Origin of the sequence: Fortiea contorta PCC 7126 (genome assembly GCF_000332295.1) — a bacterium.
Classification (GTDB): domain Bacteria; phylum Cyanobacteriota; class Cyanobacteriia; order Cyanobacteriales; family Nostocaceae; genus Fortiea; species Fortiea contorta.
In genome coordinates this window covers 4,851,811-4,868,179 of the sequence record NZ_KB235930.1, presented here as the reverse complement: position 1 = coordinate 4,868,179, position 16,369 = coordinate 4,851,811, and the positions used below count along the sequence as shown (strand labels likewise).

The 16,369-nt window shown below is 42.0% G+C and carries 15 protein-coding genes; 8 read left to right on the top strand and 7 right to left on the bottom strand.

Translation table 11 applies throughout. The features are described from left to right. Positions 1–105: 105 nt before the first annotated feature. Positions 106–1,098: a helix-turn-helix transcriptional regulator gene (locus MIC7126_RS0122820; RefSeq protein ID WP_017655446.1), complete on the bottom strand. Its 993-nt coding sequence runs from the start codon at positions 1,096–1,098 to the stop codon at positions 106–108. Positions 1,099–1,229: 131 nt separating this feature from the next. On the opposite strand from MIC7126_RS0122820, the gene MIC7126_RS0122815 reads away from it, so the two are divergent. After that, the gene (locus tag MIC7126_RS0122815) at positions 1,230–2,477 is read left to right on the top strand and encodes a RuBisCO small subunit-like domain-containing protein (RefSeq protein WP_017655445.1); all 1,248 of its coding nucleotides are present in this window, start codon (positions 1,230–1,232) and stop codon (positions 2,475–2,477) included. Positions 2,478–2,751: 274 nt separating this feature from the next. Here MIC7126_RS0122815 and MIC7126_RS32495 read toward each other — a convergent pair whose 3' ends face one another. The 4 genes from MIC7126_RS32495 to MIC7126_RS28185 all read right to left on the bottom strand — a co-directional run bounded on the left by MIC7126_RS32495 (position 2,752) and on the right by MIC7126_RS28185 (position 6,135). Continuing rightward, positions 2,752–3,846, bottom strand: coding sequence for a transposase (locus MIC7126_RS32495; RefSeq protein WP_420795561.1), 1,095 nt, complete (start codon positions 3,844–3,846; stop codon positions 2,752–2,754). Further along, positions 3,819–4,298 (bottom strand): hypothetical protein, encoded by a 480-nt coding sequence (locus MIC7126_RS32490; protein ID WP_420795560.1) that lies wholly within the window; start codon positions 4,296–4,298, stop codon positions 3,819–3,821. Before MIC7126_RS32490 ends, MIC7126_RS32495 begins: the two co-directional genes overlap by 28 nt. Positions 4,299–4,501: 203 nt before the next feature. Beyond that, positions 4,502–5,434: a DUF4158 domain-containing protein gene (locus tag MIC7126_RS32485; protein ID WP_420795558.1), complete on the bottom strand. Its 933-nt coding sequence runs from the start codon at positions 5,432–5,434 to the stop codon at positions 4,502–4,504. Positions 5,435–5,490: 56 nt separating this feature from the next. Further along, entirely contained in the window at positions 5,491–6,135 is a 645-nt protein-coding gene (locus MIC7126_RS28185) for a tyrosine-type recombinase/integrase (protein ID WP_017655444.1), read from the bottom strand. A 76-nt stretch (positions 6,136–6,211) separates the two neighbouring features. Here MIC7126_RS28185 and MIC7126_RS0122800 point away from each other — a divergent pair, with 76 nt between their 5' ends. The 3 genes from MIC7126_RS0122800 to MIC7126_RS0122790 all read left to right on the top strand — a co-directional run bounded on the left by MIC7126_RS0122800 (position 6,212) and on the right by MIC7126_RS0122790 (position 10,332). Then, positions 6,212–6,670 (top strand): helix-turn-helix domain-containing protein, encoded by a 459-nt coding sequence (locus MIC7126_RS0122800; RefSeq protein WP_017655443.1) that lies wholly within the window; start codon positions 6,212–6,214, stop codon positions 6,668–6,670. 438 nt (positions 6,671–7,108) lie between these two features. Further along, the gene (locus MIC7126_RS0122795) at positions 7,109–9,601 is read left to right on the top strand and encodes a VapE domain-containing protein (protein ID WP_017655442.1); all 2,493 of its coding nucleotides are present in this window, start codon (positions 7,109–7,111) and stop codon (positions 9,599–9,601) included. A gap of 53 nt (positions 9,602–9,654) precedes the next feature. Continuing rightward, positions 9,655–10,332, top strand: a complete 678-nt coding sequence (locus MIC7126_RS0122790) for a class I SAM-dependent methyltransferase (RefSeq protein ID WP_017655441.1) — start codon at positions 9,655–9,657, stop codon at positions 10,330–10,332. Positions 10,333–10,780: 448 nt separating this feature from the next. Here MIC7126_RS0122790 and mobV read toward each other — a convergent pair whose 3' ends face one another. Continuing rightward, complete coding sequence (mobV, locus tag MIC7126_RS0122785) at positions 10,781–12,562, bottom strand: MobV family relaxase (RefSeq protein WP_017655440.1); 1,782 nt, start codon at positions 12,560–12,562, stop codon at positions 10,781–10,783. Positions 12,563–12,981: 419 nt separating this feature from the next. On the opposite strand from mobV, the gene MIC7126_RS0122780 reads away from it, so the two are divergent. From MIC7126_RS0122780 to MIC7126_RS31405, 3 genes are all read left to right on the top strand, one after another. Further along, positions 12,982–13,248, top strand: a complete 267-nt coding sequence (locus tag MIC7126_RS0122780; protein ID WP_017655439.1) for a hypothetical protein — start codon at positions 12,982–12,984, stop codon at positions 13,246–13,248. Positions 13,249–13,616: 368 nt separating this feature from the next. Beyond that, the gene (locus tag MIC7126_RS0122775; RefSeq protein WP_242056521.1) at positions 13,617–13,910 is read left to right on the top strand and encodes an HU family DNA-binding protein; all 294 of its coding nucleotides are present in this window, start codon (positions 13,617–13,619) and stop codon (positions 13,908–13,910) included. Beyond that, positions 13,810–14,034 carry a hypothetical protein gene (locus MIC7126_RS31405; RefSeq protein WP_169330789.1) on the top strand — a complete coding sequence of 75 codons (225 nt, stop codon included), beginning with the start codon at positions 13,810–13,812 and terminating at the stop codon, positions 14,032–14,034. Before MIC7126_RS0122775 ends, MIC7126_RS31405 begins: the two co-directional genes overlap by 101 nt. A gap of 166 nt (positions 14,035–14,200) precedes the next feature. On the opposite strand, the gene MIC7126_RS0122765 is transcribed toward MIC7126_RS31405, so the two are convergent. Beyond that, a complete protein-coding gene (locus MIC7126_RS0122765) occupies positions 14,201–15,034 on the bottom strand; it encodes a GIY-YIG nuclease family protein (protein WP_017655436.1) in 834 nt (277 codons plus the stop codon). A 200-nt stretch (positions 15,035–15,234) separates the two neighbouring features. Here MIC7126_RS0122765 and MIC7126_RS0122760 point away from each other — a divergent pair, with 200 nt between their 5' ends. Then, a complete protein-coding gene (locus MIC7126_RS0122760; RefSeq protein WP_017655435.1) occupies positions 15,235–16,356 on the top strand; it encodes a PspA/IM30 family protein in 1,122 nt (373 codons plus the stop codon). The last annotated feature ends 13 nt before the right edge of the window (positions 16,357–16,369 follow it).

Genomic DNA, 16,369 nt, shown 5'->3' with positions numbered 1-16,369 from the left:
ACCGACTCACTGAACCTGTCAATAAGTAATAATTATCAAGAAGCTTACAGGAATGCTTTGGGGTGTAGGAGTTATTTATGGTCGCTGGAAGGAATTTTTTGAACGTTAGAGGGAATTTTTCCGGTTGATTAGGTATTGTTTGGGGTTAATACCAAATTTTTTTCTAAACGCAGATGCAAAATAACTGCGACTAGCAAAACCTACTATCCGCGCCACTTCTGTGACATTCATCTCTCCTGTTTGCAATAGTTGATGTGCTTTTTCTAGGCGATAGTGATGTAAATAGTGAAAAGCTGTTGTCCCAAAGACTTGACGGAAAGCTTGCTTGAAGGTGCATTCATTCAAACCTACTTGTCGTGATAAATCTACTAATGAAGGCGGATTGTCAAAATTTCGCAATAAAATTTCTTTGGCGTGGTGTAGGCGTTCTAGATCATCTGACTTAAGTTGATAAGTTTGGATTTCACCTGTTCGTGCTTCCACATCTTTTTCTACCAGTAACGCCATCAATTCTAAGACCTTGGCTTCCAGGTACATGCGTTTGGTGATACCGTAGTAAGGACATTGTAAAATTTGCTGCAGAATGACTTGCATTGCAGGGGTTGTAGTTCCAGAATTCTTGTGATAGTGGCGATCGCTTTTGACTAAATGCTGCAATTCTGGTGCAAGTTGTTCAGATTGATCGCCGACAAAAGAGCGAAATATCTCTGGTTGCATATGCACATTAATCTCAATTATCGGCTGTGCGGCTGACCATTCACAATGTTCTTTCGGTGCAATGCCGCTACCACACAAACTATACTGTCCAGCACCAATAGTAGAGTATTTATCTGTATGACCCCCAGACAGGTAAAAATTATACTCCAAAGGATGTTCACGTTCTAAGGATTGTAAAATTAGGCGATCGCTAAAATGGTAGTTACTAATGACTAACTGCAATCCTTTCCTTAATTCAATCACCCGCAAATCACCTCCACCAAATTGTTGAGGACACCGATAAACTGTATCCAAATCATCGCCGGGATCGATTTTATAGGCATGATGCAGATTTTCATCCCAGGTTTCCCAGTAAGCTTGTTGCGAAATTATGATTGTCATTGCCTGTATTATCTAAATGAGAATTAGATGTATTAAGCATACAGATAATATTGGCAATAAGAAATCAGGAAAAAGCGATCGCTATGCCCAAAAAAACTTAACATTAGTGCTAGCTACTCACACACAGACTCATGACTTATTACATCGCCCCTCGCTTTCTCGATAAACTTGGTGTCCATATCACCAAAAACTTTCTCGACCTCCCCGGTGTCAGAGTCCCGCTGATTTTAGGAATTCACGGACGCAAAGGCGAGGGGAAAACTTTTCAATGCGAGTTAGTCTTTGAAAGAATGGGTATCGAAGTAACTCTCATCTCTGGAGGAGAACTAGAAAGTCCAGACGCAGGAGACCCAGCGCGTTTGATTCGCCTGCGCTATCGGGAAACCGCAGAATTAATCAAAGTGCGTGGTAAAATGTGCGTACTCATGATTAACGATTTAGACGCGGGCGCGGGGCGCTTCGACGAAGGTACACAATATACAGTTAATACCCAGTTGGTGAATGCCACACTGATGAATATTGCCGATAATCCCACAGATGTGCAGTTACCTGGAAGTTATGATTCTACACCTCTGCATCGTGTACCAATTATCGTCACAGGCAATGATTTTTCCACCCTATACGCACCATTAATTCGAGATGGTCGGATGGATAAATTTTACTGGGAGCCCGACCGTGATGACAAGATAGGAATTGTCGGGGGGATATTTGCACCGGATGGACTTTCGGGTAGAGAAATTACACAATTAGTTGATACTTTCCCTCATCAATCTATTGACTTTTTTAGCGCTTTACGTTCCCGAATTTATGACGAACAAATCCGTAACTTCATCCATCAAATAGGATTTGAAAGAGTATCTTTGCGTGTAGTTAATAGTGTGGAAGGTCCACCAGAATTTAAAAAACCAGACTTTAGTTTATCTCATTTAATCGAGGCTGGTAACATCATGGTGGGTGAACAAAAACGAGTAGAAAATCCTCAGTTAGTTGATGAATATAATCGACTTAATCGCGGTAGAACTTCTCAAGCTGTAATCCCCACACCCGCGACACCAATTAATCAACCCTCAACTAATGGATTTCAGCCAACACAAAACGCAAGTCCACATTTAAGCCTAGAAACACAAGAACAAATCAGACAAATTTTAGCTCAAGGATATAAAATTAATATTGAACATGTAGATGAACGCCGCTTCCGTACAGGTTCTTGGCAAAGTTGCCTTGATACTCACATCGATGCACACTCAGACGCTATCTCAGCTTTAGAATCTTGTTTAGCAGAATATAGCGGTGAATATTTGCGCTTGGTGGGAATTGATCCTAAAGCCAAACGCCGGGTAATAGAGACAATTATTCAGCGTCCTAATGGCAAAAGTTAATCAGGTAAAATTGCTTGACTGTGCCAATTTTAGATTATTTAAAAGGGAAACTATAATCTTTTTATCTCGCGCATTCAACGTAGTCGTTCTCGCAGAGTAGACGCGAAGACGCCAAGAAGAACGCAAAAAATTCGACTTTTGCAAGATCTGTCCTGTTTTAGAGGGGTCTAAAACCCTTCTGAAACAATCTGTTCCCTGTTCCCTGTTCCCTATTCGGTATTGAGCCGAGATACGTGTAAAAACCTGCAAGATGGTCTGGAAACCGTTGCTATATCTACGTTTCAAAGATTTCTGGTGGAAGATTAATAGCAGCCTCCAATGGTTGGGGGATATTGTGTAAATTCACCACATAGTCACCGTATCTTTTGATATGTCTTGTTATGTATGGACTCATTGCTGCAAGGTGTCGCATGGGAATCAATTCTCCCTGTGACATCAACGTTTGGATAGCCAACGACATATCAACCGTATTCTGCAAAATAACTGCGCTTGCTACCAAATCAAGATATTTCAGCCGCTTTTCCTGCTCAATAGGATCATTTTCAGTAATCGCTCCCAGCTTACCGAAGAACACCCAGTCAAGAAAAGCATTGTACATCTCCACAATATTCGTTATCGCTGTAATCTCATGCCGAAGAGCCACATTAGAAACATAGTCGAGCAAAAACATTGTTCGCACTACCTTGCCCAACTCAAGAAAAGCTTGATAAAGTCGATTTTTCTTACTATAGCTACCCAACTTACGTAGAAGCGTCGAAGGCATCACCTTACCTGCCTTAATTGACAGTACTACACGTATCATGTCATACCAATGAGTCTTGATTAAATTCCAATTGACCACGCCCTTAAACAACGGTTCGATATACTTGTAGGTAACATCTGCGCTGGGGCGAACAAAAGTTAAATCCTTCCAGTTACGGATACGCGGCATCAATTTGATACCGAGAAGATAGGAAATAGCAAACACAGGCCCAGATTGACCTTGAGTATCTGCGTGCAAAGTATCAGGTTGAATATCTGATAGATTTTTCAACAGCCCATCCAAAATATAGACAGCCTCCCACACACCACAGGTGATAAAGTGGGTAAACAAAGCAATATATTTATCAGAGACATGGTGATAGGCGATACCACCGTAACCGCCGTAGCGGATGTGATACTCGCTGTGTAAATTATTCTCGTATATCTCAAACTTGCTTCCGTCAGCAGCAGCCTTTTTACCTGTACCCCAACAAGATGGTAAACTAAAACGGTTGTACGTATTGATAATATCCCGAATTGCAGCTTCAATTTTGGCAGCACTAATATGGCGACGGTTTGTATAAGAAATCATGTGACTTGTCACTGCACCTTGGGAATGACGAGCCATCTGATTAGGGCCAAGATTACAGCCGTAGCTAAAGGTAGTAAAATATAACGTTCAGCAGGATCAGATATTTTTGGTTCGCTTCCTGAAAATAGACCAAAATGCCTTGTCCAGTTCAACCAATGTTCAACATTACAAAGGATTTCTAAGATACTGCGCTCCGGCATCAAAGCCCGAATTTTTGATTCTAATTCTTCCACTTCATTCGTTTGGGCTAGGGATGGGATTCTTTTAAGTACAGGTTCTCCGTCTTTATTGATAGTGAATTGTTTATCAACCGCACAAATATTATCTACAACGAAAGCTACCTGTGCTAATTTATCTTGTAGGTGTTTAACAAAGTCATCTGGGTTAGCAGGAAATTCAAATAAGCGACAGTATTCTTCTATCAAAGGTTCGCATTCAGCATGACTCAATAATTGTTCGCGGAAATCGGCGTAACTTGATGAACCCACAACACACGCATCTCCTGTTTTAAATTCAGTTGCTAGATTTGAAAAGATGCAAATTTCTAACTGCTGACGAACCAAAACCTCAGTTCCATCAATTTCTTCTACAACTAGCGCACGCCAGTTACTACTAATAAAATCTAAATCAATCTCAAAAGGTAAATACTTGGCGCGTTTGTGTTGATTTTTCTAACACGAACTTTAATGCTTCATTCCTGCAATCGCTGTTTAGCATTATTTTGAATCTTGAGGATACGTTTAATAAACATATCAACAAGATAATCACGGGTGTTAACTTGTGCCTCGTACAATAGACATAACAGCAACGTCCGACGTTTGGGTAAATTAATATCTTGAAATTCCGAGATATCCAAAGCCCTAGCCTGTGCTGCAAAATGTCTAACTTTGGTGATAGCAATACTTTGTAGCAGTCGCTTGGCATCACCAAAGGTCATAAGAATATCAAACTTACTTTGTAGGAGTTTTATCCCACTAAGTTTGGCACTTTTAGGTGGCGATTTCAGTAAATTAAGTGTGGCATTTTCATCTAGCTCATTATTCGTAACCGCTAGCAATTGGTCTAAATAAATCTGCTCGTTGATGGAAAGCCCTTCAGAACAAAGTGCAAACAAGCGATTATTGACCATTGAACGAATGTGGCGAATTAATCGGTCAAGGGTACTAAATGCTGGTAACTCGTATCGTTCTTTAACTAATTCTTCAATGGCTACATTGATTAAATCAGCAGGGTGGTCTTTTACCTGGGCAGCTTCTGCAACTAATGCGGCTATTAATCTTTGACCTGCCTTATCATACTGTTTGACTTTCAGATAATCCCGAATCGCCTGAAGATAAGTGTAGCGTTGGCGTTCGGATGGAATGGCTTTTACCCAATCTTGTAACTTTAAACACGACCGTAGATGACGGGTAACCGCAATTGGTACTAATTCGGGGTGGGGAAAATAACCAAGCCGTTGGAAGGATTTTAGCATGACCATAAAACTAAGAAATCCTTCGTGGCTCTTAGTTTTGGACTTTGCAAACTTAATTTCTTCGCTTTGTGGGGTATAAAGCTCTGCAAGCTCTTTTGGGTTAGGAAATTGTTTGAATTTAGGATATGCAGTCCGGTCAATTAAGGTCATTCAGGTAATATTTAAAACATAAAAATGCCAAAAACAACTAGATGGTGGCTGATCCCTCACTCTTTGAGGGTGACTGGATGTTGTGCTGTAAAGAGTGCGTTAATATTTTTATGGCGTGAGTACTGGAAATATTGAGCTAGGGATTCGGCTGCATCATCACTATAAAAGCACCAACGTTGTTTGTTTCCTTTTCCCAATACCTGAAATTTTTGATTTTTGATATCTAGGTCTGATAAATTCAGCGCTAAAAGCTCTCCAATTCTACATCCTGTGCGATGCAATAAATGAATTATTGCAGACATCCGCAGGTCATATTTGGTTACTTCGTAGAGTATATTTAGCTGTGAGGGTGTTAGGTATTTTATTGTATCGTCGCTTTTATGTTCGCCTTTTTCTCGTTGTGGGGGACGCTGTTTTAATCCCCGAATTGGGTTGGATTTTATATACCCTTGCTCGACGGCAAAGTTAAATAGGCTTTGCAGTATTGCTTGATGCTTGTGGTGGGTTGTGTATTTTAAATGTGAGAGTGTATCTAGATACTCAACCAATGTTTGCTTACTGATAATTTCGATTGACCAACTTCCATACTCTGCTAGTAAGCTCAAGAGAGTTATTTCGTAGGTTTTGATGGTACTGGGTGCTAGCCCAGTCCGTTCTAAAAATTTGACGGCAACGGTGGCTAATGTGACAGCTTGCTTCACTGGAAAAAGTGTGTTTTTAGCAAGGTAATTTATTCATAAATTATATATCTTTAGATAAGAGCATTGACAGCATTTTATGGATACTTTTAAGACACCAAAACATGGAGAATCCCTAGCTGACTATGTTTTGCGGATCAGGAAGGGACTCAATTTAACTCAGTTTGAGTTAGCCGATGCTGCTGGTATTCATTCTCGGTCTGTGGGGAAGATTGAACGGGGACTGACGATGAGACTCAGCCATAAAACTCTCAGTGGGCTGGCGCTAGCTTTGTCCGTGCCGGTTGAGTATTTGCAGGCTGTTGTTAGGGGGGAAGAGGTTGTAGCAATGCCAGTGATTAAGTTTTGCCCCCAATGTTGGAATCCTGGGGGTGCTGCTGATCCGATGTGGGGAAATGTTAGGGCTAAGTTTTGTTATCTGTGCGGTACACAGTTGCAGGCTAGTTGTCGGAATTGTGGTGAGATGGTGGTGTCGTTGAGGTATAAATTTTGTCCACTATGTGGAAAGCCTTATAAGGATGGAAGCGAAAATCGCTAAAGCCTATATACAACAAGGCTTTCCAGACCATCTTGCAGGTTTTTACACGTATCTCGGCTCAATACCTTCTAGCTCTCAGGAGAAAAGGTACAGCATTTGTTATTCAACAGGAGGAAGTAACCCAGTTGGTTAAGGCTTGGTTAGCCAAGTACGAAGAGACTAAATAGTGAAAACCCCACGTCTCGAAGAGACAACGGGGCTTTCTGATTTCTATTCAATTGGAATTGGGGATTGGGTTGAGAAGCCTAATTAATATCCCTACCAGTAATTTTATCTTACTTTTTTGGACTATTAAGCCATTGTAACATCGGCAACCAAAATAGAAAGACCAACTCAGGAATTTGATGAAATTAGATTGCTGAATGCTTGTATAAAAGATTACTGCCACAGGATAGCTCCAATTCCTCCAAAACCCACATTTAATGGAGGATTAGGAAAATGTCGCTACAAGTATTTAATGACTCAGCCACAAACAATAAACCAGTAGAAGTTACCAAAACTAACCCTTGCCCCCACTGCTCTAAACCGGACTGGTGCTACTCCATCGGGGAACTAACAGTCTGTAACCGAGATGCCGAACCCGCTACTGGGTGGGAGAGGACATCTAAAACCGACCGCAACGGCAAACCATACTACGCACCAGCCACAGCCAAAAAATCGCCCCGTCCCCAAGGCAAGAAAGAATATATTTACACCGACACAGCAGGTAATCCCTTAATCAAAGTAACTGTTATTCGTCCAGGGAAGACCAAAGATAAGGATGTCTTTCAGGAATATTGGCAAGGTACACATTGGCATAGAGCCAAAGACTTGACAGCAGAATTAAAACGTTCCTATCAGCAACAAATCACCATTTATCGTTATGCCGAAGTCAGGCAAGCGATCGCTGCTGGTAGACCTATATTTATGGTCGAAGGTGAAGAAATAGCCGATATTCTCTGGGCAATGGACATACCTGCCACCACCACAATCGGCGGTGCTGGTAAATATCGCGCTTATGGTAACTACCAAGATTCTTTAGTTGGTGCTAACCTAGTTCTTTGTCCCGACCGTGACGAACCAGGGCTAAAGCACATGGAGGATATTAACAAAGATTTCCCAGATGCTAAGTGGTTGTATGCCCCACCCAATGATTTTTACTGGACACACTTACCCAAACATGGCGGATTAGATATTAAAGACTGGGTACAAGATGGGGCAACAGCTGATGATATCCTGCAAGCCATTGAGGATAGACGAGTCGTAGTTGATGCGCTTAATAAATCCCTGGAACTTGAAGCCCAACGGGATAGGCCAACCGAAAGTAAACTGGAGCAAAAATTGAATGCCATTCGTGCCGTGTTGGGAGATCGCCTGCGCTGGAATACGCTCAAAAAGCAAGTTGAATTAGACGGTAAAAGGCTACCACTAGACCGCATCGACCTACGGATAGCCAAAGAAGTACATATTGATATCAGTAAGGAACAAGGTAAAAGCATTGTCCTCGACTTAGCCCAAGAGAATAGCTACAGCCCAGTAGTTGAGTATTTAGAGTCAGTCGAAGGGCGTTACCCCAACGTAGATGTCAATTTCTTGGATAAATTGGCAGAACGTTACTTCGGCACTACTGACCCCCTACACGCTGCACTGATGAAACGGACTTTAATCGCCGCCGTCGCCAGGGCATTTGAGCCGGGGTGTAAACACGATGAAATTACCATCCTCCAAGGTAAGCAGAAATCACTCAAATCCACATTCTGGGAAGTTTTAGCTGGGGAAGAATTTTTCACCGATGACCTCAACGGCACAGAGAAAGACGAAATTTTAAAAATCAGCCAATATTGGATTTTAGAGTATGCCGAGTTTGAGAACGCCTATAAGAAAAAGGATGTCTCCCAACTCAAAGCGTTTCTGTCGAGAAAGAAAGACTCAATGCGTCGCCCTTATGGTACAGATATTGAGGATTTCCCCCGTCCATCAATCTTAGTGGGAACTACCAATTTAGATGAATTTCTCTATGACCCCACTGGGGAACGTCGCTTTTGGGTAATTAAGGTTTTATTCAAGAAAATACCCATTGACCTACTCAAGCAAGAACGGGATTTAATTTGGGCAACGGCTGTGTCAGCCTACCGCAATGGTGAACAATGGCGATTGACCGACACTGAAGATGAATGGTTAGACGCAGCCAATAAACAATACCAAAGCACCGACACATGGGAATCGGCGGTGATGGCTTGGGCTGAGTTACACAAGGAAGTATCTGTGGGAGAAATCCTCAGCGATGTTCTCAAAATTGAGTTAGCCAAACAAACTAAAGCCGAACAAAACCGAGTCGCCGCTATCTTACGTTCTCACGGGTGGACAAGAGGCGATCGCAAACGGGTAAACGGTCGGTTAATTCGTCCCTGGATTCGACCCCAACCAGAGGTGGAACAAGAGGTGGAACGGGGGGTGGAACAGGAGGTGGAACAGCCTCAAACCCTGATTAAACCAGACTTACAGCCAGAGTGTTCCACCTGTTCCACAAATTCCCTCCAAACTTTGCCAAATTTTGATAGCAGTAATGAAACTGCTCAAGGGATACCGCCCCAAACGACAGTGCCAGAAATAACCGCACAAGAAACAACAGCGTTAGAAAAAAATCAAAAAAGTTTAGAGGGACAGGGGGTGGAACAACCTGTAGGCGAGCTTCAAACCCAGTCACCACAAGCAATAGAAACCTGTTCCACCTCCCGTTCCACCCCCTGTTCCACCTTGAGATTAACCAGTGAGGAGGAACTACTCGGCAATGTGGAATTGATTAGAGGGTGTATTGCGGATCAGTCTTGGGAGATGATTGCCACGCTGACAGAAGAATGGACTGTTGAGTTGAAATCGGCTGTTTGGAATTTATTAACACTAGAGGAACGTTCAAGAATCAACGCGCTCAAAGCCCATAACCAAACTTAAGGCTAAGGAAACAGCACAAAGATAGGTGAAAATTAGGCGTTTCTAGTTGAACTATGGACAATAAAGAACAACAAATCCTCTGTTCATGGGCGATAAATGCCGATCCTTGGACGCGCGTAGTTGAGCAAAAGCTTCTAGATAGCCGTGTTCTAGTTACAGACAACGCTATAGTAGAAGCCGTATTTGAACTAAAACCACAAACATTCTTAGATATAGGGTGTGGTGAAGGTTGGTTGTGTCGGGAACTATGGAAGCGTGGGTTTGATGGCTGGGGAGTAGATGCTATTGCCCAAATGGTGGAAACAGCACGATGCCAAGGAGATGAGCGCTTTGTTGTCAGTTCCTACCGTGATTTGCCCTTACAGAGCTTTGGCAGCATAAAACAGTTTGACTGCTTCATCTGTAACTTTTCTGTTCTAGGAGAAAACACCGTATTTGAGATAGCCCATGCGGGTGAAAGCTTGTTAAAGCCCAACGGCAAAATAATTATTCAAACACTGCACCCTCACATTGCTTGTGGTGAATTGCCATACGAGAATGGATGGCGCGAGACTAGCTGGCTTGGAATAGGAAACGAAGAATTTCACCCTGCTCCTTGGTACTTTAGAACAGTCTCATCATGGATTGAGGAATTTCATCGGCGCAATTACCGATTACTCAAGTTAATCGAACCTATCCACCCAAAGACCAACTCCCCAGCCTCAATATTATTCATCTTTGAACGGCAGTGATAGAGACTGTTAGCTAGAGAGTCATATTCTCGCTCTTTGTCAGGAACTACCTCGCTCTACTGCTGATATGGGCTGACTCATAGAACAATTTCTCAAGAGTCTTTAAGTATGTGTTTTTTAGCGTAATAAAACACCTCAGTGTGCTATGTCAGTTTCATGTGAAATCTATGGTAAATCCTTGGTGGATTTATGTTAAATACTAGTCAGATCCATGTTCAATTCATGGGAATGCCAACGCCTGACCGCAGTTTCCTTATGTCAAATCCTTGGTAAATCTATGGTAGTTTCATGTTGGAGTGACGTTAATTTCATGTCAGTTGAAAAAAATTGAAGTCTCGCACAGTACGCAAAAAAGTTTTGACAGATTTTTTGAGTCAAAATCGAGAAAGAAAAAAACAGACAGCAAAAATGACAACTAAAAAACTACATTAGCACTACAAGAACGCTATCAAAGGCTTAAGCCTTCTTCTTGGTTTGGCTGTTGAAATAACTGCTTTTGATAATCAAGAAGCTGCTGATTCCAATCTCTGGCTTTGGGCTTTAGCCTTTTGGACTGTGGCAGTAGTTCCAATACAGCCCGTGCATCTGCATCGCCAGCATTGTCTGTGTCAAATGCCACTTGTACAAGAGGAATGTTCCGCAATTGCTCCACTGGTAAGCTGTTGGGGTTATCTACCGCCAGAAAGAGCGTTCTAGTCGTTGGCGCACCTTGAACCTGATACTCCAGCATGGCGAAGGATATGGCATCAATGGGCGACTTCAAAAGCACCAATTTCTCGACTGTATCAGTAGGCTGTCCACCCAAGTGGAAGTAAAACCAACCCTCACGCCGCTTAGTCCCTTTCTCATAACCCTTGAAACTGTTGTTCTCGGAGCGCGTCCCGCGCAGGAATGCACCGCTAGGTTGTCCGTCTAGATTCCGCATCACAAACACAGCATTTTGTTGGTCATCAGCATAAACCAGTCCAGTGCTGTGTAGAAGTTGCACAAAATCTTGGGGTAAGCCCCGTTTCTGGGTAAGGTAATGTTCTACTCTTGGCCAATTGGCTTTATCTTCAACTCTTAGCTGGAATTGGGGACGAGGTTCTGACTGAATAATTTCAGCAGTCATCTTAAGGGCGTGAGATATCGCCGCCCGTTCTGCCCCAGCTTCACCGAAACGCTCATGCAACCAGACTTGAGCCTGCCGGAAATTGCAAGAGTTAACGTGCATCACCAAATCAATCGCACCGCCACCGCCTTTGGAGTGTTCGGGTGCAAAGTCATAAAACTTCGACCCATCTATATTAATGATGTGTCCGTGGCCTTTCCACCTTTCATGATCATAATTTAGCCCCAACTCCCAGGCAACATCCTCCAGGGGCAAGTCGCGCAGAAGTTGGGTCTTTAACTCAAGCTCGCGTACCCGTTTTTCTAGCTGCTGTCGCTCCTTCTCGCTAGCCCTCGCCCGTTGTTCTGCCCGTTCTAATCGCTGTTGCATGAACTTACGGTCAGCCAATTGGTGGTTAATTGCTTGGAACTGGTCATCTGACTGAATCCTGGCTACATAACTACTAGCTGATTCAAATGGCGTTGGTGCTAATTGGTTATTCCCCAGGACTGCGGTGAGTGGTTCACTATTAACCGCTTGGTAATACTCTTTTACTTTAGTGTGGGTTGCCTTACTGCCCTTAACCCCCCGTTCAATGCCCAAAGGAGCGAGTGCAGCAGCATAACTGTCTTGGAGCTTGGATAACTTGATTCTTCCCTGTCCACCTCTGCCGCCAAACATCGCGTCATGACTGATTCTCCCGGTTTTCTCGTTGACTGGCACGATGTAGGCGTGGATATGTGGGGTACTTTCATCCAGGTGCAGTTCTGCCCTGACGCACTTTGACCCATAGTTTTGAGCTAGCCAATCACGAGATGCGATCGCCCATTGCTGCATCAGATCATCAGACCACTGCCCAGAAGCTGATGGATTATCGGGACGAAAATACTCAGGACTGGCACTTAAAAACATTTCAGTACATAACACTGCATCCTTTCGAGGGCGATGCTTGAGGGTGGAGATTTTCTCTTTGACTATCTTCTCTAAAGAGCGATCGTCTTCTTCCCCAATTAATCGCACATTCTCTTTAGTTGGATCTGCATTGGGTGTTTCTCTGTTCCTTAACACATGGTCATCACTTCCAGCGACATTACCAAATGTTTTGAGTTTCTCAATCCTGAGAATCGTCAGGGGCGACATAGAGGATTTATACTACAAACGCAGCACTTTGTACTACTCAAAACCCCGTAGGGCGAACGGCGGTTTCGTGTCATGAGCGCAGCGAAGGATGGCGCAGCCACCCGCAGGGCGTGAAACCATAGTGAGTATGGTATACATTATACCCCAGCCCTAAATCCACTTTTGGGGTAGAAATCCTTCACAATCCCTGGTGCGAAAATCCCCTCAACTCACCCTTTAGAGGGGAAAATGACAGTCGTTTGACAGTCGTATGGTTGGGGAGATTTGACTGTCTTTTGACTGTGGTTTGACAGTCGTTTGGTATATTAAAGGGGTGATTACGGGGTGTTTACGGGGGATTTTGACATCGGAAAATTTCTAGTATTAATTAAAACAATGGCTTACTAATAATCTACTTTAATTTGGTAGGAATACAGAATATGGAGCAACCTAATCTGGAAGTGCTTTCGATTAAGCGTAGTCATGACAGTAGCGATGGTCAGCTACTGCAATTTTTACGAGAGCGTGAGCGTACTATGTCGGGCAGAGGTCTGACTAAAATTGTTCTCAACACTTTAAGGATGTGCTGGTGGCCTTTTGTTCTCAAGAGTCAGGGTGCTGACAAAAACACTTTAAGGACTGCTGTGATTTCCTGTGTCTCACAGTTGGAATTACAGATTTACTTGCTCAAGCAGTTACTCGATTGAGCAATTCTTTGAAGTACGCTTGCAACATCGCCGTCAAAACTTTTTTGCGTACTGTGCGAGAGTTTGGGTCAGGAAAAATGGGCGGATAAATCAGGGTCGCTTATGAGGCTTTTGGGGTACACATCCTTAGATTTACCTTTGATTTACCTTATAAATGCCATTAAAATGCCATTGCGAAACCTTATTTTTGGCAAAATGACCAAATTTTTCAAAAATTTAATTTGAGGCAGCAGTAAATCCTTACATCTGCCATTGCTATGCCATTTCCATGCCATTGGTTTACCTTATATTTGCCTTTTTTAAGAAATCCTTCTAAATACCTTATAAATGCCTTTGGGGTTAAATAATAGTTAGGGTGCGAAGTTTATATGAAGCCAAGAAAAGTTAGTATCAATCCGCCTAAGATGTCTGTTGATAAAAAGGAACTGGTACGCCGCGTTTCCCAACGTTTGAGTAAACCTACTGGAGCAGTTGAAGAAATTATTGATGCCACCCTTGAAGAAATTTATGAATCTCTAAAACTTGGGGACAGTGTTGCTCTACGGAACTTCGGCACTTTCTATGTCAGAACAGGGCGAGATTGCTGGGTGTTTAAGTTCAATCCCTCACAACGGTTACGTCAAGCGTTTGGGTGGTCGTCTACTCATAAGCCCAAGCCCTAACATGACAGAAAATGGGTTTGAAGTAGTTGATGCAGGGCTGCAAATTTTCGAGAAAAAGCCCAAGGAGCCTAAACCAGATGTAGAAGCAGAGGCTGCTTCTGAAGTAACTGGGGTACCTTCATAAAGGTATAAAAAGCATTCAACAGTAAATTTCCACCTCTGCCAATATCTCATTGGAGAGGTGGAAGCAATCTTAATTGGCGATTCTACGAGATTCTAAATAGGTTTACTGCTAACTATATATCGTACCTATGCCCTAATGATTGTAATTAAAATTGAATTTGGTCTAGTTATTTATTAATCCAAAGTAATGGAATAGGATCTTTTTCATAAAAACATATACCCAAAAATTCATGAGAATATTTGCTGCTCATTTCGGCTAAACCAACTTTAGTGAGCGCTCGTAACTTAATTCCAGCAAGCTCTTTAGTATCCGTACTCAATTTTAAATTTTTATAGTAATGAGTAGGAGTGATATGAATAAGAACTCCATTACAAGCGACTTGCCAATAATTATTGTATGAAAGATTTTTCCGAGCATTTACTTTTTGCGCTCTACTACCTGGACGAACAACTTCCCCAAATATTCTTCCGTATCTATTCCACTGAAATTTTAGACTGGTATTTTTATCCTTATTCTCTTGTATAAAATTTTTAATCCTTGCTGCTGTTCCTTTTGGTGAACAGTCTGTCCAGTCATATTTTAAATAAACATTTGTTAGTTCATCGTTGCTTTTATATTGGATACCAGTAATAATTAAACGTCTAGATAAACTCTTTAAAAATTCTTTAAAAATTTGCTCTGAAGGAATAATCATAGAAGATTCAACTTCTGTTCCGTTGAGTAAAGGATGAAACTTTTTAATTAAATATTTTTCTGCCTCTGCTAATCCTGAATCATTCCAAGCTATCCAAGCTATCTTTACTGGATATTTTTTATCAATCTCTTCTAGTTGGTATTGACGATGATGATTTTTCCATCTGGCTGCTAAATTAGTAGCTTGTCCTATGTAGAGAAGCCGATTATCTGAATCTATTGCAAAGTAAATAGCAGTACAACTAGGAAGATTTTTCAATTCACATAACTGAACGCAAGGCAACTCAAAAGGATTAATCAATGTCATTGGCAGATTTTTTTTAAATTGCTTTCAGTTATTTTTTACTTGTGCTAATTAGTATAAGTAAACCAAACTTTATACAAAATTTAAGAAGAGTAAGGAAGTTTTCATTAATTACTACGAAGTAGAAAAAATTTACTTAGTTTAAGCTGAGACGGTGCAGACTACTTTCCAAATGCACAACCAGTATAAGGAAATACAGTGCTATGGGACAACTGTTTGGTCGAATTAAGCGACTCGTCAAGGCAGAACTTAACTATTCTAAGAGCGAAATCAGCACAGATAACTATGAAAACGCTGTAGCATTAGCGGTACTAGGAGGCGTAGCAGGTGCATCCCTTGGCAAAATAGGGATACTTGCAAAGGGTACTGGCTTGAGCGTTGGTACTGTTCCTTTAACTGCTACAGGTGCTTTAACTGGTCTTGCCTTGTATGAAGCTATAAGACTAATCACACTGGCGGATACTTCATCTGTTGGTGCAGCAGCAATTGGAGCGTCTGTTGGGGGTGGTATTTCTGCTGCCATTGGTGGTGTGGGAGTTGCCACGGGGGGAACTGCCTTTGCTGTTGGTATGGCTCCTATGGTCGCTGCTGGCTCTGTAGTTGGGCTTGGGATAGCTGGCTTAAATCGGCTACTTCAACGAGGAGTTGACCCAGAAAAACTATTAGACCTAGCTATTGAGGATATGCAGCAAGAGTTGTTAAAGTTACGTCGAGCTGTAATCCCAATTATGGTTACTCAAAAACAAACGCGGCAACAGTATGAACAAGCTCAATCTGAAGTGAGTAAGTGGCAAAGACGTACACAACTGGCTTTGCAAAATGGTCATGATGATCTGGCGCGAGAAGCACTCAAGCAAAAAAAGATTTTTACCGAAAAAGCTAATACTCTTAAAGCCAATTTAGATGAACAAACTGCCTTAGTAGATGTCCTCAAAAGTCAACTAGCAGCCTTTGAAAGCAAAGTTTCTGAAGCTAGAGCTTTTAAAGTTCAGATTCAATCCCAAATTATAGCTGCTAAAACTCAGGAGCGACTTCAAAACGTGGGTTGTAGCATGAACACCAGTAGTGCAATGGCAGCATTTGAGAGGATGGAAGCAAAAGTTTTCATGCAAGAATCCCAGAGTCAATCGTTAGTAGAGTTAGCAGGTGCAGACTTAGAAAGCCAATTGGCAGCAATAGAATCCAGTAATGAAGTAGATGAGGAATTGGCTGCTTTAAAAGCACAGATAAATTTAAAATCTCCTGTCATACCATCTAACTACACAGCTAACCAAGTAGTTGATGAAGACTTAGAAGCACTACGAAAAAAACTAGATGAATTATAGATTTAAAAAAAAC